Genomic DNA, 24516 nt, shown 5'->3' with positions numbered 1-24516 from the left:
ACCCGGAAAGCACCAAACATTTGGACGGCACTGTCTGATAGCCAAGGAACCCAAAGTGAGAGGATTGGGACGCCCGGGACCCGTGTCGGGCTAAATTAATACCCGGGAACGCTTTCGGGCCATTGTCTATCTAACCGGATCAGCCGTTTTAAAAATGGCGTCAAGATTCGAAAGGCAAAATTTCATGGACGCACCAGTTATCCAGTTGATTTTTATGTTCATCTTGCTGGTTGTCGTGATCTGGCTTTATATCCTGCCGATCACGATGGCGGGACGGCGCAACCGATCTAGTTTTATCTGGTTCCTGATCGGTTTGGTTGGATCACCCCTTTTGGCTATCCTTTTGCTGCTGGCTCTGGGTGACGCACCCGAGCAACCAACAACCTAATTTTGCGGACGATACCGTCTGACACCCAAAAGGGCTTAACCGGAGGGTATCTAGACGCTCGTGAGCCATAAAGGACTGCTCAGCATGCAATGAGGGTGCCAATTGAGACCCTATACTTCCGAAAGTGAAGACTACTAGTCCTTCTCACTCTCCACAACCGTGTACTGTAAACCCAAGGATGGCCGATTTGTTTGGAGAACCATAGACCGCTTTGCCCGTATTGCTGCCGCTCGCGACATTTCAGCGAGCGTCTGTCTCGAGCCCAAACCGACACTTTAGGTTCAGTGATTTAGAGGTCATTGCGATGCACCCTTCCATCCTTCATGACAAAACGGATGACCGACGGGAATAACCTAGATTCGGTTAGGATTTACACAATCCAGAATTTTCTGAGCAGCTAACTGAACCGACTTTCTCAACTGCATGATCTCTGAGTTCGCAGCCAGCCGGGCCTTCATCTCTGCGTCCCCAAGGAGTTGGTTAATCGAATTATCCAACTGCTCCGGTGTCCAATCCCATCGATTTACCCTGAGTCCGACACTGGTCTCAACTGCCCGCTGGGCGTTATCGTGTCCGTCCCAGCAATAGGGAAGGATCAGCGACGGGACCCCGAAATACAGCGCTTCGCAAAAGCTGTTGTTGCCGCCGTGGTGAATAAACAGATCGCATTGTTCAACCACGGAAGGCTGCGGAAACCATTCCTGCAGATGAACATTGTCTGGGACTCTGGAATAGGCGTCGATTTGGGCCCCGACATTGACCAGAAACCTCATGTCCATTGTCTTGAATACGTCGAACAGGCTCTCAAAGAATGGGACATCCATGGCACCCAGACTGCCAAAACTCACGTACACCAGAGGCCCGTCGTTACGGGGCATTTGAGGTACACGGTAAGGACCTTCCTGGCGAACGCAGCCTTCGAGAAAGGTGAATTGTCCAGAGTCCAGTACCTGATCACGATCATGGCGAATGATAGATGGCGCTAAAAGAAGGTTTTGATGCGGTGATGTTTCTAGGAACTCACCTTCTGGCAATAGCTCAAGCCCCTTATCCAGGCGAAATTTGTTGTAGCGAGCATGAATTGGGCCAAGGGTCTCCAGGTACTGGTCTCGGAATGCCGCACACCCGGCGGCGTCAGATGCCGGCAGACCGGACAGGTACGGCGGTAGGCAGTTGTCTGGCAACTCGGTTTCCGCGCAAGAAATAACCCTGACCCATGGGCGCTCGGATCGTACGATGGCCGGGAACATGATGACGTTGTCGAGGACGACGACATCTGGGTTGGTCCGCTCTAGCGCCGTTTCCAACCCCTGTTCGACCGATTCCGCTGTCTCGACGATTGCGTTCCAAACGGGCTCTACATAGGTGGTCAGTTGGTCAGTTGGATGCATGTTAAAATGCGGCAGATGATGGCTCAGGAATTCCTGCCAGTAGGTCTGGGTTTCCTCTTCTGTCAACTCTGATTGAACAGGGACGGCGAACTCGTCAAAACCGTAATCTGCGAATACGCCACCAAAGCCACCGTGGGTCAGGAAAACGGGGTGTGCACCCATTGCGCGAAGTTCCTGAGCGATCCCCACACAATTCAGTGCAGCCCCAAAACTAGCTTCGGGGAAAAACGCGATTACGGGTGCTTCCTTGCGGTTCATCATTCACTCACCGGATTGACCCGCAGGTTGCTTGGACTAGCGCCGGAGCACCACGATTGGCGACGCTGGGCCTTTGGTGCATTGAAAGCCGCAAGTGCACCCTCATCTGATCCGCCGCAAGATCGAAATGATCTTGTTCGATGAAATCAAGTATACGCAGATGTTCATCGAGCGCCTGCCTCATCCGAAAGTCGATCATACCGAATGATCCGCCCGGCAGGTGGCGCAACCCATGATGGGCCATGAGAGCAGAAGCTAGATACTGGTTTCCGGACGATCGAGCGATGAGCTTGTGAAAGGCAAGATCCGCGTCTTGAAAATCCTGGCTATTGAAAGAGTTTTCCGACTGCGCCAGAAGCGCTTCGGTCTGGCTGCGGACCAGATCGGCGCGCTTGGTGTCCAACTTGAAACCGTCGGACAGAATGGCCTGCGGTTCCAGTATCAGACGAAATTCGTAGCTCTCTATTCGTCCGGAGCGGTCTCCCGGCATGCGCGTGAAAACCCAGGATTGACCTTCGGCTTTCTGAATCACGCCTTGGGCCAGGAGGGCTTCGAGCGCACGCTGTGCAGCGCTGCGGGAAACCGAATATCTGCGGATCAGGTCTGTGACATTGATGGCACCGTCCAGGCGTCGGGCGCCGCGATCTCGTAGGATGGCACCAGCGAGATCCACACCTGCTCCGACCGCATGCTGGTTGAGTATCGAATGCCCCTTTTCGGGTTCGCATTCTAGGACAAACCCGCCTTCTGCCGCTTTGCGTGCCATCCCCTCCTTTTCCAGCAGCCTCAATGCGGATCTAACCGGAGTGCGAGAGACGCTGCACGAATCAGCAAGGGTTTTTTCCACCAGTCTGTCGCCCTGATGCAAATCGAGATCCATCGCAACATCCAGTATTTTTTGAGCAAGTTTCAAGTATTTGCTTGGTGGCATAAGAAGACGGCTTTCGTCATACCTAGTTAATATACAATAAAAACGGTATCTTAAATGGCTTCTCCGGGCCATACAAAAATGATTCAAAAAAATGTTGAGTTTTATTTCATCAAAAAATACCGTGATTGCATCATATATCTCGCCCCAGAAGCGAGCGCGGATGTCAAGGGAGGAAGACATGACCAACAAGTTCACCAATTCGTTCCGTTTGCCATTTGCTTGGCTCACCACCGGGGCGGCCTGCGCACTCAGCTTATTCGCCGGAGCGGCCCGAGCAGAAAAAATCGTGATCTCGAACTGGGACGGCTACATGCCGCCGGACCTGCTGGAGAATTTCACCAATGAAACAGGTATCGAGGCCGAGCTCTCGGTGCATGGCACTAACGAAGAAATCATGGGCAAGGTCGTAGCCGGTGGAGGCAAGGGCTACGACGTTCTTTTCGTCTCGTCGCCTTTTGCCGAGGCGTTAAACAACCTGGGGCTGGTGGCTGCAATCGACCACGACAAGGTTCCGAATGCCTCTAACCTGTATGACGAAGCTAAAGAACTAGCCCATGATCCGGGCAACAACTATTCAATGCCATACGCTTGGGGCACGACGGGCTTATGCTACCGGTCTGACCTGATGGCAGAGCCAACTTCGTGGAACGATCTGCTCAAACCCTCTGAAGACCTTAAAGGCAAAGTGACAATGCTCTCGACGGATCGCTGGCTGATGGGGGCTGCTGCGCTAGCCCTCGGAAAGTCGCTTAACGATACGTCGGATGAGACGTTGGCGGCTGCAAAGGACCTGCTGGTTGCGGCGAAGCAGGATCTGCTGGCCTACGATGACGCAACTTTTTATCTGAAGTTGGTATCGGGCGAGGCAACGATGGTTCACGCCTGGGATGGCTGGTGCAACTACGGCATCGGTGAAAACGCGGACATCAAGTACACGATACCATCAGAAGGATCGGATCTGTGGGTAGATGCGCTAGTCATCGCGGATGCATCTGAAAACAAAGATGCGGCGCATGCCTTTGTGAACTATGTCTTGGGCGCGGACGTCGGTGTCTGGGTTGCCAGCAATATCCTTTACAAAACGCCGAACAAGGCTGCGATGGAGGCGCTGGACCCGTCCTTGATCGAAACCTTCCCGAACATGGGAATGTCGCCTGCAGACCTTACCAAGTACGAGCAGTTGCGCGATCTCGGCAATGGCCAGAAACCCTTTGCACGGACCGTGACCGAAATCATGGCCGCACAGTAAGTGATCAAACCCTGAGCAAAACCCGACCCGAACAAAGGGTCGGGCCTGTACGACATCACTCCACAGATTGCCAAGTATATGACCAATCGACTGAAATCGGTGATCTTGCTGGGGCCGGGCCTGGGCTGGCTTGCGCTTCTTATGGTGGTGCCGTGTGGCCTTATTTTTACCTATGCGTTCTTTGAACGCGGTATCTATGGCGGCATCGACCACGTCTTTACGTTTGAAAATTTTGTGCGGGCCGCCGATCCTCTTTACCTCGGGATCTTCTTACGCTCGGCCAAGATCGCGTTTCTGGCCACGATAATCGCGATCCTGATCGCCTATCCGGCGGCCTATGCCATCACGCTGGCGCCGCGCCGTTGGCAGACCGGTTTGCTGATCTTGGTGATCTTGCCGTTCTGGTCCAACTACCTAATCCGCACTTACGCCTGGATCGTGATGCTTAACCGCGAGGGCTTGATCAATAATACTCTCCAGGGGGCAGGCTTGATCGATGAGCCGCTGTCTCTGCTTTATAACAATTTCGCGGTGATCGTTGGGCTTGTCTACAACTACACCCCCTTTGTGGTTCTGGCGATCTATTCGTCGCTGAACCGCATAAATGTCGAAACCATAGAAGCCTCGGAAGATCTTGGAGCGCCCGCTTGGACCACTTTCTACCGGGTGATACTGCCACAGACCGTTCCCGGGATTGCGGCAGGTGGTGTCTTTGTTTTTGTATTGTCGATCGGCAATTTCATTACGCCCGATTTGCTTGGCGGCGGGCGACTTCAGATGGTTGGAAACCTGATCTATGACCAGTTCCTGAGCGCCCGCGACTGGCCGTTCGGAGCAACGCTGTCGATGTTCCTGATTGCGATTATGATGGGGCTTTTGTTCGCACAGGCGGTATTGGCCAATCGCGCAGCGGGACAGAGAGGGCAGGACTGATGCGGGACCGATCCAACATGGGCCTGAAGCTGCACCTGGTTTTGTTTTACACCTTTCTCTATGTGCCGATCCTTGTGCTCATGGCGTTAAGCTTTAACCGGGCCGGACTTCCAACTGTATGGACCGGGTTTTCGTTGGAATGGTACGGCAAGTTGTTTACCGCGGATCCAATACTGTCGGCGGCGCGCAACACGCTAATCGTGGCCTTAATCTCGACCGTTCTGGCGACAATAATCGGCACGCTTTTGGCGGTCGGTGTCGAGACACGGCGTAATTCTTCAGTTCTAGACGCGGTTCTGTTCGCACCGATGATCATCCCCGACATAGTTCTGGCCATCGCGCTCTTGTCCTTTTTCACCCTACTCAACATGACGTTGGGGCTTCATTCGATCATCCTCAGCCATGTCGTATTTAACATAGCCTTTGTTGTCGCCGTGGTGCGTACGCGGATGCGCAATTTCGACCATTCGATACTTGAGGCCAGTGCCGATCTTGGGGCCAGCGAATTCACCACCTTTCGCCGCATCCTGCTGCCCGCCATCGCGCCGGGGGTTATCGCCGGGGCGCTGTTGTCTTTCACCCTGTCTGTGGACGAATTCATTATTGCCTTCTTTACCGCCGGTGCTGGGCAATCCTCGACCACGTTGCCGATGCAGATTTACGCAATGATCCGATTTGGCGTCACGCCGGAAATCAATGCGATGGCTACCATCGTCATGTTCGTTTCATTCACGCTGGTCTTCTTCGCACAGCGTACCGACAAAGAGGTTTTCAGCCGATGAACCAAGGGGTTCAACTCAGGAATATAACCAAGCGATACGGTTTGGTGACCGCGATCGACAATGTTTCACTGGATATTCGCGATAACGAGTTCTTTGCACTTTTGGGCCCATCGGGCTGCGGCAAGACCACACTATTGCGGACGCTGGCGGGATTCGAAACGCCACAGGAAGGACAGGTAATCGTTGCCGGGCAGAACGTGACAAACATACGTCCCAGCAGGCGGCCCCTGAACCTGATGTTCCAATCCTATGCCTTGTTTCCGCACATGAGCGTCGAAAAAAACATCGCCTATGGGTTAGAAATGGAGAAATTGCCTAAGGACGAAATTGCCACGAGAGTGGCCGAGGTTCTGGAAAGTGCGAAACTTTCGGGATTTGCCGGGCGCAAGCCGGATCAGCTTTCTGGTGGGCAGCGACAGCGGGTTGCTTTGGCGCGCGCGCTGGTCAAAAGGCCAAAAGTCCTGTTGCTGGATGAGCCCCTTTCAGCTCTGGACAAGAAACTACGAGAAGAGATGCAGCTGGAGCTCAAACGGTTGCAACACGAGGTGGGGATTACATTTCTAATTGTGACCCATGACCAGGAAGAGGCCTTGGTCATGGCCGACCGGATCGCGGTCTTGCATGATGGTAAGCTGGCGCAGGTCGGTACTCCTCACGAGCTCTACGAACACCCCGGATCGCGCTTTGTTGCAGATTTTATAGGCGTGATGAACTTTCTGGATGGTAACGCCGTCGACGGCGGTGTCGATGTCCACGGGGCGGGAATGCTGAGGGGCGTTTCCGAGCTGCGCGGTGCTGCCACGATTGCTGTGCGCCCGGAACGGGTCAGCCTGATGCAGACCGCCCCTCGAGATGGGCGCAACTGCCTTCCAGGTACTGTCGAAGAAGTCGCCTATCACGGATCAGACCTGGGTGTGCATGTGCGCGTTCGCGGTGGGAGGAGCACCCTTTCCGCCCGCGTTCCCGCCAGCCAAGCCGACCGTGAAAATATCCAGCCGGGTCAGGATGTCCACTGCGTATGGGACGCGAAACATTCCCGCATCCTTCCCAACTGCTAAGCCAAATCTAACCGGAGACCTACAATGTCACAGAAAACCATCGCCTTCTTCCCCGAAGCTGCCTTTGGCCCTGCGCTGAATTCGGTTGGCATCGCGCAGGCCTGCGAGAAACTGGGCCATAAGGCTGTATTTCTAAGCGATCCCGGCTTTGTCGAGGTATATGAAGGTTATGGGTTTGAGGCGCATCCTGTTGCCCTGTCCGAGCCGATGGAACCCGAGGCGATGGCAAAGTTCTGGGAGGATTTCATCAACGGTCACATCCCAAATTTTCGCAAAGCCCCGATTGACCAAATCGATAACTACGTCAAGGATTGCTGGGAGGCGATCGTCGACAGCGCAAAATGGGCGCAAAAAGATCTGCCCGAGGTATTGGCAAAAATCAAACCAGATATGATCTGCGTGGATAATGTCATTATGTTCCCAGCCATCAAGCAGTTCGGCGTACCGTGGGTGCGGATCATCTCATGTTCCGAAAACGAAATCCCGGACCCGATTGTGCCGCCGCACTTATCGGGCTGTCGGGTGGATGACCGCGAGGGCATGGAGGCCTATGAGGCAAAGTTCCACGATGTGATCAAGCCGATCCACGACGACTACAATGCGTTCCTAGCCAGATGCAACGAAGACGCCTATCCGATTGGAGAGTTTTTCGAAGCGTCGCCCACAATGAACCTTCTGCTTTATCCCGAGCCGGCAAAGTACGAACGGCAGAACCCACTGGACCCAAACCGGTTTCAGTATCTTGAAGGTTGCGTGCGCGAAGAAGAACCCTTTGAGGTGCCAACGTTTAAGTCCAACAATGACAAACCACTTCTCTATGTATCTTTCGGGTCGCTTGGCGCAGGCGACACCGACCTGCTAAAGAGGATCATTTCGACCATTTCCAGGTTGCCCTACCGGGCGCTCGTAAATGTCGGGGATTACATTGACGAATACACAGACATTCCCGACAACGTGCACATACAGAGCTGGTATCCCCAGCCTTCGGTAATTCCGCAGGTTGACGCGGTGATACATCATGGCGGTAACAACTCGTTCACAGAGTGCCTATATTTCGGCAAAACAGCAATCATTATGCCCTATGTCTGGGACGGCCACGATAACGCCACCCGTGTTCAGGAAACCGGCCACGGGTTCGGGTTTCACCGATACGACTGGACCGATGATGAATTGGCTATTGCCCTCGACAAATGTATCAACGATCCAGGAATGCAGGCGAAGATGGCGGCAACCTCTGCTCACATGCAGTCACGGCATGGCCCGACCAAGGCAGCTGGCATTCTCGACGAAATCCTGAAAGCCGCGGAATGAGCAGCGCCCCGCATCTTTCGGAAATCTCGACCCGCACCGACCTCACGGACTGGGGGCTACAGCCGGACATGATTGAAGGCCAGTCGCATTCATCGGGTATGCTGGTTCACAAGGGTCCTGACAACCGGCCGGAGATCGGCGCATGGGTCTGCACTCCAGGCCGCTGGCGCCTAACGATACCGCGTGACGAGTTCTGCTATTTTGTGCAGGGCCGCGCGGTCTATCGGTCGGATGCAGGCGAAAGCATCGAAGTTACGCCCGGAACGGCCGTACTATTCCTCGCCGGTTGGGTAGGGGAATGCACGGTCGAGGAAACATTGCGCAACACCTACTACCTAACGGATCGCGAACCTGAAACATGACCACGCCACGTATGCAAAACCCGCTCCAGCAGACTGATCTTGTCGATTGGGGGGTAATCCCGACGATGATTGAAGGGCAATCCCGCACCTCGGGAAAGCTGATCCACAAGGGGCCTGACGGCCAGTCCGAATGCGGCCTTTGGGTCTGCACTCCCGGTAAGTGGGAATGTCACGTCACCAAGGACGAGTTCTGCCACTTTCTGGAAGGCCGCTGTACCTATATCCATGAAAGCGGCGAGGTAATTGAGATTACGCCCGATACGGCGGCCTTTTTTCCGCAGGACTGGAAAGGCGTTTGCACTGTCCACGAGACGGTCAAGAAAGTGTACATGATCCGCTAACGGCGCAATGCCTGTCAAACAAGGGGGCTGCCCAATGCGTGACCCGTTCAAATCTACCTACTACCTCAACCCCAAGCATGTGCCATTGGAGGGTGGTGGGACCACTCTGGTCAACCCGTCTACCTTGCAGCCCGTCGGGGTTTTTGGTGAGCCGTCGCCGCAGATCGTGAACCAGGTCCTGGACCGGGTAAATGCGGCGCAAAGGAGGTGGTCCGCGATGGACTGCAAATCTCGCGCGCGGGTATTGCACCAGATCGCCAACGACATCGAAAGCGGCGACATGACTGAGATCGCCCGCTTGATGACATTGGAAACGGGCAAACCTTACCCTGAATCGATCGGCGAGATTGCGAACATCCCGCCGGTTTTCCGCTACTATGCCGAGATGGCGCGCAATGACGCGGGCAAGATTGCCGGCACGATGCAAACTGGATCTTTTCAGTATCAGACATACGAGCCCTACGGCGTGTCCGTGCATGTGGTTCCGTACAATTTCCCCCTCATTCTTGGCTGCTGGTCGATGGCCGCATCACTTGCGGCAGGTAACGGTGTAGTGTTGAAAGCCTCACCTGCAGGAACTTTGTGCACGATGGCGTTCATGGAGTTTTTTCGGGCGTTGCCCCAAGACCTGATTGCTTGCCTGCCGGGTGGTGCAGACGTGGGCAAACAGCTGATTGCCAGCCCCAAAACCCATGTGGTCGCTTTTACAGGGTCCGTGCCGACAGGTCGTGCAGTCGCAGTGGCCGCAGCGGAGAACCTGAAACCCGCAGTGATCGAGGCTGGGGGAAGCGATCCACTGATCGTCAGTAAACACGCCGACATCGCGGTCGCTGCTGCCGGGGCGGTTACCGCTGCATTTTTGCAGTCGGGCCAGGTTTGCACATCGTCTGAACGGATTTTTGTAGTGGATGACGTGTACGACGATTTTGTCGATGAATTCGTGACCCGAACCCGGAAACTGCGCATCGGCGACGGAATGGGGGTGGCGGAAATCGGACCTTTGGCCTCCAAGGAGGCACGCGACAAGGTCGAGCGTCTGGTGCGCGATGCAACTGAGAAAGGCGCGGTGGTTGAGGTAGGAGGCGGTACCCCGGATCACGTCGGGCCGGGTTGGTTTTTCGAACCAACGATCCTGACCGGCGTGACGACGGACATGGCGCTAACTCAGGAAGAGGTTTTTGGGCCAGTCGCCTCGGTCATTCGGGTGAGCGACTTTGACCAAGCGCTTGAACTGGCAAACGCGTCACAATTCGGTCTTGGCGGATGCCTGTTTACCGGCGACTTGGACGAGGCATTTCAAGGGGTGAACAAGCTACAGGTGGGGATGGTCTGGGTCAACAACCCGCTCGTGGACAACGATGCCTTGCCTTTTGGCGGCGTCAAGAATTCTGGGCTTGGGCGTACGCTAGGCCTTCAAGGCCTCGAGGCTTTCAGACGACCCAAGATGGTCGTGATTGATCCGAAGGCGAAGGAGGCGGACTGGTGGTATCCATATCCCGACGACTGGTTCTATTCAGATGACGTACAGGGCGGGAGAAAGCACACCGGCTAGGGTGATGATCGGTGCGACCTGATCGACTCTACAACTGAAGATGAGCTAACGGCAGGATTGTCCGCGTCTTACCCATTTGCGGGCAATGACGCGGATGGTAGTGTTTCCCGATAGCATACATTCGTGCATCGAGCGGCGAAGGTGCAAGGAGAGCCCATTCTGTGAATTCGATTTTCTCGCTGCGCACGCACGCAGCGAGAAAGATTCGGCATGTGCATAAACTTCTTCGATGCATGGCAGTGGTCAAACCGGCCATCTGTGCTGCGCGCGGCGAAGATTTCGAAGGCAACGAGCAGGTCGTGGACGAAGTTGCCATTCATTCGTGAATTGCCATGTCAGCTTGTGAGATTACGCTGAAAGATGCAATTTTAGCCAACAGAAATAGAAATGCAGGGAACAGGATTGTCACCTATTGACGCAGTACGTACGCCAGACGATCGTTTTCTAAACCTGCCTGATTTCGCCTGGCATCCTCAGTACGAAGATCAGTTGGCCGGGTATGAAGGCCTGCGGATGGCAAGAATAGACGAAGGTCCGCAGGATGCAGAGCGGGTGTTCTTGTGCCTTCATGGGCAGCCTTCATGGAGTTTTTTGTATCGGCATATGATCCCGGTCTTTCTCGAGACTGGCGCCCGAGTTGTCGTTCCTGACCTGTTCGGTTTCGGCCGGTCTGACAAACCTATCCAAGACAATTGCTACACTTTCACATTTCACCGACAGAGCTTGATCGAGTTGATTGAAACGCTCGATCTCAAAGGAATTACACTCGTTGTACAGGATTGGGGTGGGCTTCTTGGTCTTACCATTCCACCAGACATGCCTGATCGCTTCAATCGGCTATTGGTTATGAACACAGTTCTTGGCTTGGGTGGCGGTAGCAGCGAAGGATTCGATGCCTGGAGGGAATTCCACCGAACTCAACCGGACTATGACGTGGCCGCATTGTTTCAAAAATACGTGCCCGGCATGAGTGATGAAGTTGCGGCCGCTTACGCCGCCCCTTTCCCGGACGCGCGTTATCGGGGCGGCGTGCGGAAGTTCCCGTCGCTGGTAATGACCGAACCCGACATGGAGGGCGTTGATGTGTCGCGACGTGCAGCGGCATGGTGGAAAACTGACTGGTCGGGCGACAGCTTCATGGCGATAGGAGAAGCAGATGTTCTGATCCCGCCGAGGCTGATGAAACGCATGCACGAAATATTGGGCGTAGTCCGCCCACCTCTGATGTTGCCAGACGCAGGTCACTTCGTTCAGGAGACCAACGGAGAACAAGTTGCTCGCGCGGGCTTGTCTGCATGGGAAGATGGAGGACATCTCATTCGGCCTAAGGGTTGAGAATTGGGAACTTCGTGCAGACCGCAGCATGAATAGACAAAACACGGAAAAAGCCGCCAGATGCAGTTATCTCGAAAGTGATCTTTGCGTGACGTCGAAAATTCTGAGTGCTTTGATACCATGGGTTATCTGTTGCGCTAGCCGCGGCTTTCCGCGCTGCTGCTGCATTTGGTTTTCACCGGTTCTCTATTTTTAGAGTGCTATGCGCAAGACGCTGTAGTTGCTATCATTCACTTGATGACAGACCGGATATGCCCTTCGCCAGAACTTGCCGCCATAGTGGAACGTTGGATCAAAGCGTACGGTCGCGGCGACGGCGAAACGGTCGCACATCTTTTCTCTGACGATCCAGCGTTGTCCTATTTTGGCTCTGACGAGGATGAGGCGTGGCGGGATGATGCGCTACGTCGTGGCATGGCGCAGTATATTCAGGAGGTTCCACGGTTTCAGTGGCGCCCGGATGAACTGCGTGGTTTTGAATGCGGATCTCTTGGCTGGGTGGAATGGAAGGCAACCATCGACGCGATTGAAACGGGACAATCCGCGCAATTGCGCTCCACCGTCATTTTGAAACTTGACAAGGGTTCCTGGAAAATCGTGCATGTTCACAACTCAATTCCCGTCAACAACGTTGAAGGCTTCGGGTACGAGGCAAAAGGTTTTGAGGAACTTCTCGATGCCGCCCTGTCCACCCCATACGAACTTGGTCAAAGCGGTATTGCGACTGTCATGTTCACAGATATCGCCGACAGCACGACGATCGCTGAAACGATAGGGGACACACTCTGGACCGATTCTGTGCGCAGGCACCTAAAGCTGGTCGAGACCCATATCGTCGATAGCGGTGGGCAATTGGTGAAATCGCTTGGTGATGGTGTAATGTCTACTTTCGGGTCTGCGAGGGCCGCCCTGTTAGCGGCTCAGAATATTCAGCGCGCCAACGCAGCTGAAACTGCCGAACCGAAACTGCAAGTTCGAATTGGTTTGCATACCGGCGAAGTGATTACCTCTGACGCCGATCACTTCGGAACAGTGGTAAACAAAGCCGCTCGCATCGCGTCGCTTGCTGCGCCAAGTGATATCTGTGTGTCAGACGCCACGCGGATTATGGTTGGCGGGTCGAATGAGTTTCTTTTTCGCGACCCGATGACAATTCCGCTAAAGGGTCTGGATGGGGAGCACTCAATACTTAAACTCGATTGGCAAAGAACCACCTAAGAACTGGCCTCCCAGCCAAAAATGGTAATCCGCCATCCTTGCCCAGGCTCATTCGGCAACAGAAGCGCATATAAAAGAGATTTTGGCTTGAATGTTCTTCTCACCATTGCAGACACTGCCGAAGATTTGACCGCGATTTTACAGGACCTGCATGCTCATCCGGAAATTGGCTTTACCGAAACGCGCACGGCACAGATCGTCGCCCGCCATTTGCATAATTTCGGTGTGGATCAAGCCCACGCTGGAAGCGCTCATCCTGGCGCGCGATGTTGAATGGAGACTCTCATTTTAGTTGGTAGGGTCGAACTGGCAGATCCTGGACAAATGCTCATTCGCATTTGGACCCGTCGTTGATTGGCAGCGTTGGTGCATTTGTTTGGCATGCGAAGTCCTACATGGTTAAATTCGACAAGCGTAAAGAGGTGGTTGAGATGGGCGCGCGGGGCTCGCGAGGGGGATTAGATCGAGAAAGTCTGCTGAGTGATCTCGCGCGCGGACAACAAAGAGAGGCGGCTACACGGAGCATTCTTGAAGTCATCAGCCAGAGCCGTGAAGACGAAAAACCTGTCTTTGATGCGATCCTCGACCACGCTTGCAAGCTCTGCAATGCGCCGTTTGCGAGGCTGGTTTTGGGTACTGCAGATGACAACGCGCAGACGCTGGCCGCTCACAATGGTATGTTCCAAGCAGCAGTCGATTTGTTTGAGAGTGGGCAGATGCGTATGGACAGAGACTTGTCCTACGCGGCGCGATCAATCATTGATGGTCGTCTTGTTGCATTCGACGATATGGGAACAAGCGAACTTTACAAAAATGGCAGTCCTATTGTCCGTTCCATGGTCGATACTTCAAACATCCGAAGTGTACTTTTTGCTCCATTAATCAAGGACGGCGCCGGAATAGGATGTTTAACTCTGTTTCGGCGAGAGATCAGTCCTTTCAATCCGTCAGAGGTGTCGCTCGCTCAGACGTTTGCTGAGCAAGCCGTGATCGCAATTGAGAACGTGCGTCAATTTCACGAAATTCAGACCCGGCTTGAACGCGAGTCTGCGACACGAGAAGTTCTCGAAGTGATTAGCCGTTCCCGCGACGATGAAAAACCTGTGTTCGATACAATCCTCAACAGCGTATTGCGTTTGTGCGATGTGGATATGTCGGCTTTGGCGATGCTCAATAAAGAGGGAACACATCTTGAACTCATAGCAAATGCTGGTGCTCGGTTTCTGAAGTTGAAACCGGGCGAAGATGTCCGTCATCGAATGATTTGGAACACGAGCGTTTGATTGGCTTAGGAGGATCAGGCTCGCCGCAGTTTCAATCTACGCCGCGTTCTGATGATGCAGCAAGCGGCGTTTCTGGATTGTCTGGTGTTTGATTTCCTTTCTGCGTCTGAGGATTGTTTCGGCTCGACCGAAATAGACATCGGCGGGTGTCAGATTGCTGATGCTCTCGTGGTATCGGTTGTGGTTGTAGTGATTGATGAAGTCGCCGATGGCCTGTTCGAGCGCTCCTGGCAGATAGTAGTTTTCCAGCAGGACACGGTTCTTCATCGTCTGATGCCATCGCTCAATCTTGCCCTGGGTCTGCGGATGGTTGGGCGCTCCCCGAACATGATCCATACCCTGCTCATCCAGCCATTTCGCCAACTCGCCAGAGATGTAACTGCTGCCGTTGTCGCTGAGCAGCCGGGGCTTGTGGGCAACGGTGACACTGTCACAACCTGATGCAGCCAAAGCGTCTTCCAGCGTTCCTGTGACATCGTCAGCTTTCATCGTGGTGCAAAGGCGCCAAGAGACAACGTAACGGCTGTAATCATCCAGGATCGTAGACAGGTAGAACCAGCCCCAACCGATGACTTTGAGATAGGTGAAGTCGGTCTGCCAAAGCTGGTTCGGCCGCACAGTCTTCTCATGGAATTCATCCGCCGCTTTGATGGTGATGCAGGCTGGGCTAGTGATCAGATCTTGTGCCTTCAGAAGCCTGTAAACACTGGCCTCAGAAACGAAGTAGCGCCTGGTGTCGGTGAACCGCACCGCAAGCTCGCGGGGCGATAACTCGGGTTCTTCCAGAGCCAGTTCCACGATCTGCTTGCGCACCTTGTCGGGGATGCGGTTCCAAACCCTACCTGGCCGGGAATGGCGATCCTCAAGCCCGGCCTCGCCGAAAGACAGATACCTGTCGTACCAGCGGTAGAAGGTCGTTCTGGGAATGCCGAGCTTTTCCAGTGTGCGTTTGATCGGCAGGTGCGAACCGTCAACCAGCCGAATGATCTCAAGCTTTTCGGATGTTGCCCTCTCATCGCTGCAAGCAGCGACTGTTGGGTGACAGATATCTCATTCGTCGTCTCCCCCATCCTCGAACATGCTTTTTGAGCAGCCGGTTCTCAAGGGTCAGGTCGGCGACTCTTTCAGCGCCGACGATTCCGCTCTCAAATCCTTCACCTCAGAGCTGGTAGCCTGGCGTGCGGTATCGCCAGCCAACCGCTTCTTACCGGCCTCAAGGAACTCTTTCGACCAGCTGTAATACAGGCTCGTAGCTATTCCTTCACGGCGACACAGCTCCGCTATGCTGTCTTCACCACGAAGCCCATCCAACACAATACGGATCTTCTCCTCTGCCGAATGCTGGCGCCGTGTCTTCCTGCGGATGTCTTTGACAACTCTCTCTGCTGACGCTTTCTGTTTCCCGGATTTCATTCTCATCTCCACTCTCTGATGGTTACGATGAGCCTGAAATCCTCCGCTACGCAATCAACCTAGTCTGTTCCATGGGTGCTGATGGCGGACAGCGACTGGGCTATACATAGCCCTCAAAGCGTATTGTTTGCGGGACTTCAGTTGCACCGTTTTCCTGAGCGAGTAGGGCGCGTGCTGACGAAAAGGTAGCAAGCGCAAAAAGAACAAGAAGGGCCTTTATCATCGTAGCGCCTCGGATCCGGGTTTTGAACTTGGGCCGGGGTTCACAAATGATCGCCCCGGCCAGCGTCAGGGCAAACGAGGTAGTTCTTGCCCTGAAACATCGTACTTTCGCCTAATTTAGAAGATCACCGACGATGCCGACGGCATCGACCACGGTAGACAGGTCATTCGTAACTTCGAGGACTTCGTCATCGACCAGAATGTAGCGGTTTCCTTTGCCCGGCTCCCCAAGCTTCCATTTGGAAAGGTCCCCAATATCCTCGAACTCCAGGTCAGATGGGAGCTTGGCACCGCGCGTGTAGCGCTTGATCTGTCCAGGTGGTACAGCTTTTGGGCCTTTGCCGGGTTTGTCTTCTATCTGAATGCTGACATCACCGTTCTTGCCCCCCTTGTTCGGCTTTTTACCCTTGTTGTCTTTGGCATGGGCATCGCTGCCTCCAAGGATGAAAAACACAACTGCTAAGGCTGCAAGAATTCCGTATGCAATCTTCATAGATTGTTCCTTTGCTTCCCAACTTCATTCGACCGGCGTTGAAAATTCCGGCACGCGCTTGATCTCTCTTAGTTGCCCTTTGGCACACCCCTTAGTGACTGCCTTCACCCCGCATTAGAAAACGATCCGGGTTCTTAGACCGAACAGGGTAATCCGGTCCTGATCGGGATTTAGAAGCGGGTCGGAAATGAATTGTACCGATGGCGTGATCTGTAGCCCAGGCGAGATTGAAAAGCGGTAGAAGGCTTCCAGTGTGAATTGTCCACCGTCTATGCCTCTTGCCTCGGCCCAGTTCAGGCCCAGTCCGGCCAGATCGGTATTGCGACCATAGTAGCCCAAACCGGCAGAAACAGACCGATCATAAAGCGCTGCGGCCCCCTTCGAGGCCCCAGCCCGAAAGAACGGCATCCACCTATTGTCAACAAACCATGCGGCGGAAAACGCTGCGCCGTAATCTTCCGCTCGACTGCCATCGTCAGCCGCATCCGCATGCCAGAGGGTCAGGTGGATGTTGTCGAAGTAGATGCGATCATAACCGGAAGTGTAACCAAGTTCGAGTGATTTGAAGAGATTGCCGTCGCTAAACACATCAAAGTTTGGATCAGACGGGTCGGCGTTTGCGTCTGAGACGCTGGCAACGGCGTAAAGGTTCTCGCTCAGCTTTACCCCACCGGCAACACCAAGGCCTTGGTTGGGCGCGTTGATTGTCGGGTTGGTGTTGAAAGACAGGTTCTGGAAACCACTGTAGGGGCTTACCAACCCATAGATATCCACAAAGTCTGTTACATCAATCTGGCCGACTTGCAGCGTCCAAGAACCGTTCTCGGCCCTTTGGGTCCAGAACAGATTGGTCAGCAGCAGACCATTATCGTTGAAGGCTGTCCCTGTGATCGAAAGGGCTCCGCCATCCAGCCCGAGAAACTGTGGGGCAACGTCCGTGTAACTGTGCCGGTCTTCGATCTTGAATGTTACAGAGCCCCGTTCAGTCGCCTGCCAATTCCCGTAGAATCGTGCAATTCCGCTGGCCGCTTCGCCGGTTCCCAAATCAGCATTCGTGGTTTGGCCCAGTGCCAAGTAGTCAATATTGAACTGAAACCCACCCTCAGCCAGTCGGTCTTTCCACTGAAACCAACCCGGCGCGATGTTGCGTGGAAAATTGGAACGGTATTGTGGGTCGGTCAGGCCATCTCCGGGCTCTAGATCAGCTTCGACCGAAGATGGACCGGATAGTCCCTGAGCCGACGCGGCGCCAGCGAAGGCAATGCTCGATGCGGCAACCAGAAGTCTTATCATTTTGACGCCTGTGCCCCACCGGTCTTGCGATTTCCCGCCGCGCGGATGCGATCAGCAGCACGCTGCTTCCATTCCAACCTGTCTGCCTCGGTTTCCAGAGTTTCGACACGTTCTGTCTCTAGCTGGAAAGTCGCATTCATAGGCATGAGACCATCCACAACCATCATATTCTGAACAGAAGGATCGATAGTCAGCATGCCCGTCAGCCGAACGGGTTCATGGAAATAGCGGGGCGCCCAGTCCCCGTTCAACCGCACACGGATCATCTGGTTAGGCGGAGGTGGAGGCATGTGGCTGCACATCCCTCTTTCTGGCACCAAATACGCCACAGGCCGGCCGTCCGGATCGCTTGGAGCAGGAATGGCAAAGCCCGCGAGTGTGATTGTTCTGCCGTCGAATTGCGGGTTTCCGCTCGTTCCAGCCTTTCTTCGACGTTCAGTCACAACCTCGCGCTGATCGAGTAACCAGTCGACGTCAATTCCGTCTGACACCAAGGCGTCTTCGGTCTCTGCTAAAAGCAATTGCCATTTCTGCCGTTCTTCGGCGCTGCCAACCTCCTGCTGCAACCTGCCGCGTATACGCACAACGAAAAGAACATCGTCGAACTGTTCGGGGCTGAGATCACGATAGGGGTCATCAAAGACCTGCGCAGACGGATCTGGCAGGTCTGCCCAGTCCAACGCGGTTCCAGGCGTCGCCGCAGCATCATAACCGCACAAAACCAACCCTGCGAATACTGCGGAGCAAAACCAATTTCGCATGAATGCTCTCCGGCTGCTTTATCTGGTCAATCCAGTGTGTTTTTGTAGATCACACCGTCCTTCATGATCAGGCGGATTGTTTCTGGGCTTTCAGGCCTCGGGTCGGCCCCAAACCATTGATCACCCGTACCAACCACCGAGAAATCTTCGAGCGGATTGCCGTCGATCAGCAGGATATCCGCATAGGCGCCTTCCTCGATCACACCGAGCTTGCCAGATGTGTAAGGGTTCGAGAAATCGCCTGACAATGCTACGACCTCACCGCCGATTGACGTAAGTGTCACCATCGACTGGTACGGTCCGAAGAACTCGTTATTGAGATGTTTTTCATAAGCAATCTGGATGTTGCATGCTTCCACTGATCCCACGCAATCGGTCTGAAAGCCGCGTTTTACCGGGCATTCCTTCATATTCGGAATGTAGTTCGCGAAAGTCGCGGACGCCGATATCGCTTTCGCGAGGCTCTTGGGCTCGTTCTTGACCGATGGGATATCCAACAAACCCGGATCAAAAGCCGTGAGGTTAGTCGTTATGTAAGCCCCTTTCTCGTTCATAATCTCGGCAATCTCGCAATCGAAGGAGAAGCCGTGTTCAATGGACATTACACCGGCCTCAAGGGCGTTCATGATTGCTTCCTTGCGGTAAGAATGCGCCATGACATAGGTGCCGTATTCGTTGGCAACCTGAACGGCAGCTTCGATTTCTTCCTTGGAGCCGGCGAGCAACTGCCATGGGTCAAACGCCGAGATCACCCCACCCGACTGCATGAATTTCAGCTGTGTCGCCCCCATGCGCATGTTATTACGACCATACAGGTAGACATCATCGACACCGCTGACTTGTTGCGCCATGTTCAGATTACCGAAGTTGGTCTGTCCGCCCGGCGGCGAGGTGAAGGATGCGAAGTCAGCGTGGCCGCCGCGTGTCCCGAGGAACGCGCCTGACGCATAGTGACGTGGACCGACGATCTGTCCGGCGTCGATGGCCCTCCGCAGACCGCCGTTGGCGCCGCCAGCATCTCTTACAGTCGTAAATCCTTGCATCAGGTACATCTCGGCCATCCTGGTTCCATGGATGCCAAAATCCTCCCAGGTCGAGTTCGTTTCCATGGAAGCGATAGACGGTCCCATGAGCATGAGGTGTGCGTGAAGCTCGATGAAGCCCGGTGTGAGTGTCCTACCGCCGCCATCGATCACCTCCGCATTGGGGGCATCGATCGCATCAGTTGAGACGGACTTGATCAGATTGCCCTCGACCAGAACACTGGCATTTTCAATGCGTTGCTCATTCACACCGTCGAAGACATGCACGTTGGTAAACAGCGTTTGGGGTTCTTCTTGATCCTGAGCCTGCGCGGTCGCCGAAAAAGAAAGAACTGCCGCGACAATTGCCGTCGAGCAAAGAGACATTCGTAAGCCGGACATAAGTACTCCCTTCATATTCATGTTTTGCCAACTATAGTCTGGAATTCATTGGCTCGGTTGCCCCTTTTGAATTAGGATGTACGAATGTGACTGCAAAAATGGCCACTTCTTAAAGCTAATCCAACAAGGGTTATGAGCTTGCCTTTCAACTCCACCTCCCGAGAGCATAGCGAGGGCTTTGTTCGCCTCTCTTTAGCCGCTCCCTTTCTGCAATATCTCACCGAACGTAAGATCAATCCGCAACCAGCATTGGATCAGGTCGGCTTGAAAGCTGAACTGATGACTAACCCATCCGTGTTCGTTCACTCCGAGTTGGTTTACGGCTTGGTAAATGCTTTCTCAGAAGTATCAGGGGATCGATACCTAGGACTGAATGTAGGGGAAGCGTTTGACCTACAAGGATGGCCGCCCTTCGCTCAAGCCTTGCAATCTACAAAAACGCTGTTCGAGTTTTTTACCCGCTTTGTTGAGCTCGTGCCGCAGGAGTCCAATTCTGTGCGGCACAGCCTTGTCATTGAAGCAGACAAAGCGACTTATCGTATCGAGAGGCAACAGGAACCAACCGTCCCACCCATTCAGGTGACCGGTTTTGGTGCCGCAATCTATGTACGCCTATTGCAGACCGTCGTCGGAGAGTCCTGGGACTCTTCCCGTGTGCGATGGGAAAGCAGATACATCAATGGGCTGCCTATCGACTACAAAGGGATCGAGGTTGGCCTTGGGACTGATCCCGGAATGCAAATTAGTTTTCCTGTGGAATGGTTGTTTTTGCACCACGTCTCTGAGGGTTCTGCCAAGCCCATAGCATCACTTCGACAAGATGAAGAAGTAACCGTGGTGGCAGCTTTGCGATCTGTCTTACGCGACAAACTGGATGAAACCGATTTGGGACCAGAGATGGTGGCTGGAATGCTGGGAATACAACCGGAACGGTTTCTGAAAGCGCTTCAAAAACAAGGCACAACGCTACCGCGCGAAATCAAACGGCTGCGTATCGATGTCGCCAAGGAGCACCTCAAACAAAACCAGATGACAATTGCAGAGATCGGACTGATGCTCGGCTATTCTGACAAGTCCCATTTCACTCGCTTTTTCCGAGGTCAGACCGGAATGACACCGACCAAGTTCCGAAGCAAGTAAATGTGGTCGAGCCAAATGAACGCTTCGAAGATTAGGTCCTCGTGGGATCAGTTCGGAGAAGTTGTAGTGCGACGTTGAACAGGTTAGTCGACGACATGAATGGTTGGTTGCCACCGCCGATACAACCTCTGCAACTGGCCGTTTCGTTGTGTATTTCGGAGTTAGCAAAGCTTGGTTGCGAAGGTCCGCTTCGGGGCTGACTGCGGTCCTTTGGACTAAAAATGCGGAAGGCCGCAAAGTCCCGCGTCTTGTTTGCCGGTTCCAGCCGCGGCGAAAGTGCGTTTCGGAATCCGCTCAAATTTGTGCCGCTCAATGACCGCTCTCACGGCGCCTGCTGCTTCACAGAGAAAATCCCTCCGCGCCCGCGAGTGCTTTCTGCGTCAGCAAAAGCAGCATCGGCAAAAGGCGGGTTTGTCCCGCAAAGTTGACGCTCCGAACTAAAACACCTTCGCAGCATTCAGCGAGGGTGTTTTCTTTGTAAGAGCTCGTTACGTCTTGCGTCGTTGTTGACTATGCAACGCCTCCGGTAAGAGGCGTGGCGAAACGCCTGCGCCCTTTTCACGTTCCATAGACAAGATTTAGGTTCTTGTGTTCGCTATTACCGCCGCCGGTCGCGGCGCGAGCTCATGGGTTGGAAGGCCACGCCCACATGCGCCTCGCAATAGGGTTTGCCCGCCTCAACCGGCAGGCCGCAGAACCAGAAATCCTCGGTCGCGGGGTCGCCCACGGGCCATTTGCAGGTCTTCTCGGTCAGTTCCATCAGCGTCAGCTTCTTGGCTTTCTTCTCGATCTCGTTGACCTTGGCCAGCGCCTCGGGGCTGATTTCGTTGGCCGAGGGCTGCGGCGGCAGCGGCTGACCGGCCGGGATGATCTGGCGGCGCGCCGGAACGGCGGGTTTCGCCTCGGCAGCAGCAGCCGGGCGCGCCGGTTCTGTCTTTGGCATGGGTCTGGGCTTGGCTTCGGCCTTGGGCGCGGGTGCCGGTTTCTCTTTCGGTTCGGACTTGGCCGGGGCTGCGCCTGCTGTCCGGTTGGACAGGCCCAGGCGGTGGACCTTGCCAATCACCGCGTTGCGGGTCACGCCACCCAGTTCCTTGGCGATCTGGCTGGCCGACTGGCCTTCGCCCCACATCTTCTTCAGCAGTTCTACGCGCTCGTCTGTCCAGGACATCGTCAGCCTTTCAAAAGCGGAAAGCGGCCCCGGATTCGGGCCGCCTTGGGAATTCGTCTCAGCCCCCTATTCTAAACACTGCAGCCCGAGTTACAAGCTGTCTTCGAATCAGGTTGAGGGCAAAGCATGCAGAATCCCGCAGAACAGACCGAACGCAGCTTTGGGGCGGTCAACTGGATGGGGCTTTACACGCTGGCGCAGCGCGAAATCCGGCGCTTTCTTTCGGTCTGGACCCAGACCGTTCTGGCGCCTCTGGTCACGGCTGGCCTGTTCCTGCTGATCTTCACCATCGCCATTGGGCCCAGCCGCCCTGACGTCATGGGCGTGCCGTTTGTGGTCTTTCTGGCACCGGGGATCCTGATGATGACGGTAATCCAGAATGCCTTTGCCAATACCTCCTCTTCGATGGTGATTGCCAAGGTACAGGGCAATATCGTCGACACGCTGATGCCGCCGCTGTCCCCGCTCGAGATCCTGCTGGGGTATCTCGCCGGTGGCATTGCCCGTGGCCTGATGATCGCGCTGGTGATTTCAGTTGCGTTGCTGGTTTTGCTGTCCATCGCGCCCCAGCACCCGTTGATTGCACTGATCTTTGTTGTTCTGGGGGGCGCCTTCATGGGCGCACTGGGCCTGTTTGCCGGGATCTTTGCAAACAAATTCGATCAGATGGCCGCGATCACCAACTTCATCGTCACGCCATTGGCCTTCCTGTCGGGCACCTTCTATTCGGTCGAGGCGCTGCCTCCTGTCCTGAACCGCCTGACCCATCTGAACCCGGTCTTCTACCTGATCGATGGGCTGCGTTACGGCATGATCGGCGTGTCCGACAGCTCGCCGTGGTTGGGCATGGCGGTTTGTGGCTTTGCCACGCTGGCCATCGGGTTGATCACCTGGCAAATGCTGCGCACCGGTTATCGGCTAAAGGCTTAACCGGTCTCTGCCAACCTGTCGGGCGGCAGGGAAGGCTTGGATTCGCCCAGCCGCGGATGCAAGCGGGCCGACACAGCCCAAGCGCCAAACAGGGCAATCCCGCCTGCCGCGAACACACCGGCCACCGGCGCCACCAACAAGACCAGAGATGCAACACCGGGCGTCAGAATGCCCGAGACATCGCGGTAACTGGAATAAATCGCCGACATCTCGGTTCGCTCAGACGGTTTAACGGCCATAAGGAAGGGCAATCCGGCGCAGATATCCAGAACGATCAGCCAGACAGACCCCAGAACCAGCGCAGCCACCGAGGCAACCGGCCATCCCGCGACCAATCCGGCTGCGAAAAAGCAGGCCCCCGCGGCGGCAAACCCGATGCGAACAGCCGATCTGAGCGACCGCGTCTGGACCCAGCGCAGGATCAACGGGGCGGCCAGCAGCATGGCGTTTGTGCACGACAGAAGGATGCCGCCCAGTTGTTCTCCCAGCCCGTTTTGGATGGCGAAAATGGGCAGGTAGACCACATATATCCACCAGCCGCAGGACCGGATCATTGCAAACAGATATCCGGCAACCAGTCGGGGTTGGACAAAGAACCGGGGAAGAAAGGCCAACGGGTTCTTGGCCGGACCACGAGCCTTGGTGATCAGCTTGCCATTGCCCAGACGCATGCGCCAGAACTGCGCCAGCATGACCAGCGCCGCTCCGGCACTGATGACAAACGGGGCAGGGCGCCAAAGCTCCATCAGCAGAACACCGGCCATTGGGCCGCCCGTCCATCCCAAAGCGCTGTAGAACATGCGGCTGGTCTCGCACCGGCCAAGTTCGATCTTGCTGATGTAATCCAGCACATAGGTGTTGAAGCAGATGAAAGTGACAACCGCGGCCATGGTATTCAGGGCCAACGCGCCGACCACGGCCTCGGGGCTGCCCACGATCGCCAGCGATGCACCGCAGATGAACATGACGCAACCGGTGGAATAGGCCCATCTGCGCGGTACAAAACGGATCAGGAACGGCACCATCAACCCGACCAGCAGGGACAGGATGCCAATCAGGAAATACAGGAATGACACGGACGAGGCATCGCCCAGCGCCCGGTACATCGCCAGCGGAAAGACCGAAATCAGAATACCGCGCACCACGGCTTCGATTCCGGCCAGAATCCCGAAATCGCGCACCGATGGGGCAGGCGCGTGGCGTACCCATTCAGGTATTCGGCGTTCATGCATAACAAACTCGCAAATCAACTCAGCCCAGAATGCGCCGGTCACCTCGCC

General features: G+C 54.9%; 23 protein-coding genes and 1 pseudogene. 15 read left to right on the top strand and 9 right to left on the bottom strand.

All coding sequences use genetic code 11. The features are described 5' to 3' along the window. Positions 1-184: 184 nt before the first annotated feature. The gene (locus tag ACR3E2_RS08385; RefSeq protein ID WP_170666102.1) at positions 185-388 is read left to right on the top strand and encodes a hypothetical protein; all 204 of its coding nucleotides are present in this window, start codon (positions 185-187) and stop codon (positions 386-388) included. A 353-nt stretch (positions 389-741) separates the two neighbouring features. Here the strand turns inward: ACR3E2_RS08385 and ACR3E2_RS08380 are convergent, their stop codons facing one another. Both ACR3E2_RS08380 and ACR3E2_RS08375 read right to left on the bottom strand, forming a co-directional pair. Continuing rightward, on the bottom strand, positions 742-2037 hold the full coding sequence (locus tag ACR3E2_RS08380) for a glycosyltransferase (protein WP_170463330.1): 1296 nt from the start codon (positions 2035-2037) through the stop codon (positions 742-744). Positions 2038-2044: 7 nt separating this feature from the next. Then, on the bottom strand, positions 2045-3148 hold the full coding sequence (locus tag ACR3E2_RS08375; RefSeq protein WP_170463245.1) for a GntR family transcriptional regulator: 1104 nt from the start codon (positions 3146-3148) through the stop codon (positions 2045-2047). On the opposite strand from ACR3E2_RS08375, the gene ACR3E2_RS08370 reads away from it, so the two are divergent. The 12 genes from ACR3E2_RS08370 (at position 3147) to ACR3E2_RS08315 (ending at position 14392) form a co-directional block, all read left to right on the top strand. Continuing rightward, complete coding sequence (locus ACR3E2_RS08370; protein ID WP_480484406.1) at positions 3147-4217, top strand: polyamine ABC transporter substrate-binding protein; 1071 nt, start codon at positions 3147-3149, stop codon at positions 4215-4217. The genes ACR3E2_RS08375 and ACR3E2_RS08370 overlap by 2 nt on opposite strands. A 78-nt stretch (positions 4218-4295) precedes the next feature. Then, positions 4296-5150 (top strand): ABC transporter permease, encoded by an 855-nt coding sequence (locus tag ACR3E2_RS08365; protein WP_170463247.1) that lies wholly within the window; start codon positions 4296-4298, stop codon positions 5148-5150. After that, positions 5150-5932 (top strand): ABC transporter permease, encoded by a 783-nt coding sequence (locus ACR3E2_RS08360; RefSeq protein WP_170666106.1) that lies wholly within the window; start codon positions 5150-5152, stop codon positions 5930-5932. Before ACR3E2_RS08365 ends, ACR3E2_RS08360 begins: the two co-directional genes overlap by 1 nt. 44 nt (positions 5933-5976) lie before the next feature. Next, positions 5977-6990 (top strand): ABC transporter ATP-binding protein, encoded by a 1014-nt coding sequence (locus ACR3E2_RS08355; protein ID WP_480484407.1) that lies wholly within the window; start codon positions 5977-5979, stop codon positions 6988-6990. Between the two features lie 24 nt (positions 6991-7014). Continuing rightward, positions 7015-8301, top strand: coding sequence for a glycosyltransferase (locus ACR3E2_RS08350; protein ID WP_480484408.1), 1287 nt, complete (start codon positions 7015-7017; stop codon positions 8299-8301). Continuing rightward, positions 8298-8663 (top strand): cupin domain-containing protein, encoded by a 366-nt coding sequence (locus ACR3E2_RS08345; protein ID WP_170463251.1) that lies wholly within the window; start codon positions 8298-8300, stop codon positions 8661-8663. Before ACR3E2_RS08350 ends, ACR3E2_RS08345 begins: the two co-directional genes overlap by 4 nt. Next, on the top strand, positions 8660-9004 hold the full coding sequence (locus ACR3E2_RS08340) for a cupin domain-containing protein (RefSeq protein ID WP_170463252.1): 345 nt from the start codon (positions 8660-8662) through the stop codon (positions 9002-9004). Before ACR3E2_RS08345 ends, ACR3E2_RS08340 begins: the two co-directional genes overlap by 4 nt. Positions 9005-9038: 34 nt before the next feature. Continuing rightward, positions 9039-10556 carry an aldehyde dehydrogenase family protein gene (locus ACR3E2_RS08335; RefSeq protein ID WP_170463253.1) on the top strand — a complete coding sequence of 506 codons (1518 nt, stop codon included), beginning with the start codon at positions 9039-9041 and terminating at the stop codon, positions 10554-10556. A gap of 387 nt (positions 10557-10943) precedes the next feature. After that, positions 10944-11891 (top strand): haloalkane dehalogenase, encoded by a 948-nt coding sequence (locus ACR3E2_RS08330; protein WP_480484409.1) that lies wholly within the window; start codon positions 10944-10946, stop codon positions 11889-11891. A gap of 168 nt (positions 11892-12059) precedes the next feature. After that, complete coding sequence (locus tag ACR3E2_RS08325; RefSeq protein WP_480484410.1) at positions 12060-13109, top strand: nuclear transport factor 2 family protein; 1050 nt, start codon at positions 12060-12062, stop codon at positions 13107-13109. Positions 13110-13196: 87 nt separating this feature from the next. Beyond that, positions 13197-13382 (top strand): hypothetical protein, encoded by a 186-nt coding sequence (locus tag ACR3E2_RS08320; RefSeq protein WP_480484411.1) that lies wholly within the window; start codon positions 13197-13199, stop codon positions 13380-13382. A gap of 122 nt (positions 13383-13504) precedes the next feature. Beyond that, on the top strand, positions 13505-14392 hold the full coding sequence (locus tag ACR3E2_RS08315; protein WP_480484412.1) for a GAF domain-containing protein: 888 nt from the start codon (positions 13505-13507) through the stop codon (positions 14390-14392). Between the two features lie 36 nt (positions 14393-14428). Here ACR3E2_RS08315 and ACR3E2_RS08310 read toward each other — a convergent pair. The 5 genes and pseudogenes from ACR3E2_RS08310 to ACR3E2_RS08290 form a co-directional block, all read right to left on the bottom strand. Then, positions 14429-15811 (bottom strand): annotated as a pseudogene (locus ACR3E2_RS08310) (IS3 family transposase). A 328-nt stretch (positions 15812-16139) separates the two neighbouring features. After that, positions 16140-16520 (bottom strand): hypothetical protein, encoded by a 381-nt coding sequence (locus ACR3E2_RS08305; protein WP_170337130.1) that lies wholly within the window; start codon positions 16518-16520, stop codon positions 16140-16142. Between the two features lie 114 nt (positions 16521-16634). After that, positions 16635-17813 carry a carbohydrate porin gene (locus ACR3E2_RS08300; protein ID WP_480484538.1) on the bottom strand — a complete coding sequence of 393 codons (1179 nt, stop codon included), beginning with the start codon at positions 17811-17813 and terminating at the stop codon, positions 16635-16637. Then, positions 17810-18574 carry a DUF3299 domain-containing protein gene (locus tag ACR3E2_RS08295; protein WP_480484537.1) on the bottom strand — a complete coding sequence of 255 codons (765 nt, stop codon included), beginning with the start codon at positions 18572-18574 and terminating at the stop codon, positions 17810-17812. Before ACR3E2_RS08295 ends, ACR3E2_RS08300 begins: the two co-directional genes overlap by 4 nt. A gap of 26 nt (positions 18575-18600) precedes the next feature. Then, the gene (locus ACR3E2_RS08290; protein ID WP_480492711.1) at positions 18601-20013 is read right to left on the bottom strand and encodes an amidohydrolase family protein; all 1413 of its coding nucleotides are present in this window, start codon (positions 20011-20013) and stop codon (positions 18601-18603) included. Between the two features lie 117 nt (positions 20014-20130). Between ACR3E2_RS08290 and ACR3E2_RS08285 the strand changes: the two genes are divergently transcribed. Continuing rightward, the gene (locus ACR3E2_RS08285; RefSeq protein ID WP_170357373.1) at positions 20131-21138 is read left to right on the top strand and encodes a helix-turn-helix domain-containing protein; all 1008 of its coding nucleotides are present in this window, start codon (positions 20131-20133) and stop codon (positions 21136-21138) included. Positions 21139-21736: 598 nt separating this feature from the next. On the opposite strand, the gene ACR3E2_RS08280 is transcribed toward ACR3E2_RS08285, so the two are convergent. Next, a complete protein-coding gene (locus ACR3E2_RS08280; protein ID WP_267363457.1) occupies positions 21737-22306 on the bottom strand; it encodes a GcrA family cell cycle regulator in 570 nt (189 codons plus the stop codon). 126 nt (positions 22307-22432) lie between these two features. On the opposite strand from ACR3E2_RS08280, the gene ACR3E2_RS08275 reads away from it, so the two are divergent. Then, the gene (locus ACR3E2_RS08275) at positions 22433-23236 is read left to right on the top strand and encodes an ABC transporter permease (protein ID WP_209505676.1); all 804 of its coding nucleotides are present in this window, start codon (positions 22433-22435) and stop codon (positions 23234-23236) included. On the opposite strand, the gene ACR3E2_RS08270 is transcribed toward ACR3E2_RS08275, so the two are convergent. Next, positions 23233-24468: an MFS transporter gene (locus ACR3E2_RS08270; protein WP_480484540.1), complete on the bottom strand. Its 1236-nt coding sequence runs from the start codon at positions 24466-24468 to the stop codon at positions 23233-23235. The genes ACR3E2_RS08275 and ACR3E2_RS08270 overlap by 4 nt on opposite strands. Positions 24469-24516 lie beyond the last annotated feature (48 nt).

The sequence above is a fragment of the Ruegeria sp. AL7 genome, from assembly GCF_056536105.1.
This window is presented reverse-complemented; position numbering and strand designations above follow the sequence as displayed.

Coding starts and splice junctions, on each gene's coding strand:
- ACR3E2_RS08385 (WP_170666102.1), top strand. CDS start 185: ATGGACGCACCAGTTATCCAGTTGATTTTTATGTTCATCTTGCTGGTT.
- ACR3E2_RS08380 (WP_170463330.1), bottom strand. CDS start 2,037: ATGAACCGCAAGGAAGCACCCGTAATCGCGTTTTTCCCCGAAGCTAGT.
- ACR3E2_RS08370 (WP_480484406.1), top strand. CDS start 3,147: ATGACCAACAAGTTCACCAATTCGTTCCGTTTGCCATTTGCTTGGCTC.
- ACR3E2_RS08375 (WP_170463245.1), bottom strand. CDS start 3,148: ATGTCTTCCTCCCTTGACATCCGCGCTCGCTTCTGGGGCGAGATATAT.
- ACR3E2_RS08365 (WP_170463247.1), top strand. CDS start 4,296: ATGACCAATCGACTGAAATCGGTGATCTTGCTGGGGCCGGGCCTGGGC.
- ACR3E2_RS08360 (WP_170666106.1), top strand. CDS start 5,150: ATGCGGGACCGATCCAACATGGGCCTGAAGCTGCACCTGGTTTTGTTT.
- ACR3E2_RS08350 (WP_480484408.1), top strand. CDS start 7,015: ATGTCACAGAAAACCATCGCCTTCTTCCCCGAAGCTGCCTTTGGCCCT.
- ACR3E2_RS08345 (WP_170463251.1), top strand. CDS start 8,298: ATGAGCAGCGCCCCGCATCTTTCGGAAATCTCGACCCGCACCGACCTC.
- ACR3E2_RS08340 (WP_170463252.1), top strand. CDS start 8,660: ATGACCACGCCACGTATGCAAAACCCGCTCCAGCAGACTGATCTTGTC.
- ACR3E2_RS08335 (WP_170463253.1), top strand. CDS start 9,039: ATGCGTGACCCGTTCAAATCTACCTACTACCTCAACCCCAAGCATGTG.
- ACR3E2_RS08330 (WP_480484409.1), top strand. CDS start 10,944: ATGCAGGGAACAGGATTGTCACCTATTGACGCAGTACGTACGCCAGAC.
- ACR3E2_RS08315 (WP_480484412.1), top strand. CDS start 13,505: ATGGTTAAATTCGACAAGCGTAAAGAGGTGGTTGAGATGGGCGCGCGG.
- ACR3E2_RS08305 (WP_170337130.1), bottom strand. CDS start 16,520: ATGAAGATTGCATACGGAATTCTTGCAGCCTTAGCAGTTGTGTTTTTC.
- ACR3E2_RS08300 (WP_480484538.1), bottom strand. CDS start 17,813: ATGATAAGACTTCTGGTTGCCGCATCGAGCATTGCCTTCGCTGGCGCC.
- ACR3E2_RS08295 (WP_480484537.1), bottom strand. CDS start 18,574: ATGCGAAATTGGTTTTGCTCCGCAGTATTCGCAGGGTTGGTTTTGTGC.
- ACR3E2_RS08290 (WP_480492711.1), bottom strand. CDS start 20,013: ATGAAGGGAGTACTTATGTCCGGCTTACGAATGTCTCTTTGCTCGACG.
- ACR3E2_RS08285 (WP_170357373.1), top strand. CDS start 20,131: ATGAGCTTGCCTTTCAACTCCACCTCCCGAGAGCATAGCGAGGGCTTT.
- ACR3E2_RS08280 (WP_267363457.1), bottom strand. CDS start 22,306: ATGTCCTGGACAGACGAGCGCGTAGAACTGCTGAAGAAGATGTGGGGC.
- ACR3E2_RS08275 (WP_209505676.1), top strand. CDS start 22,433: ATGCAGAATCCCGCAGAACAGACCGAACGCAGCTTTGGGGCGGTCAAC.
- ACR3E2_RS08270 (WP_480484540.1), bottom strand. CDS start 24,468: ATGCATGAACGCCGAATACCTGAATGGGTACGCCACGCGCCTGCCCCA.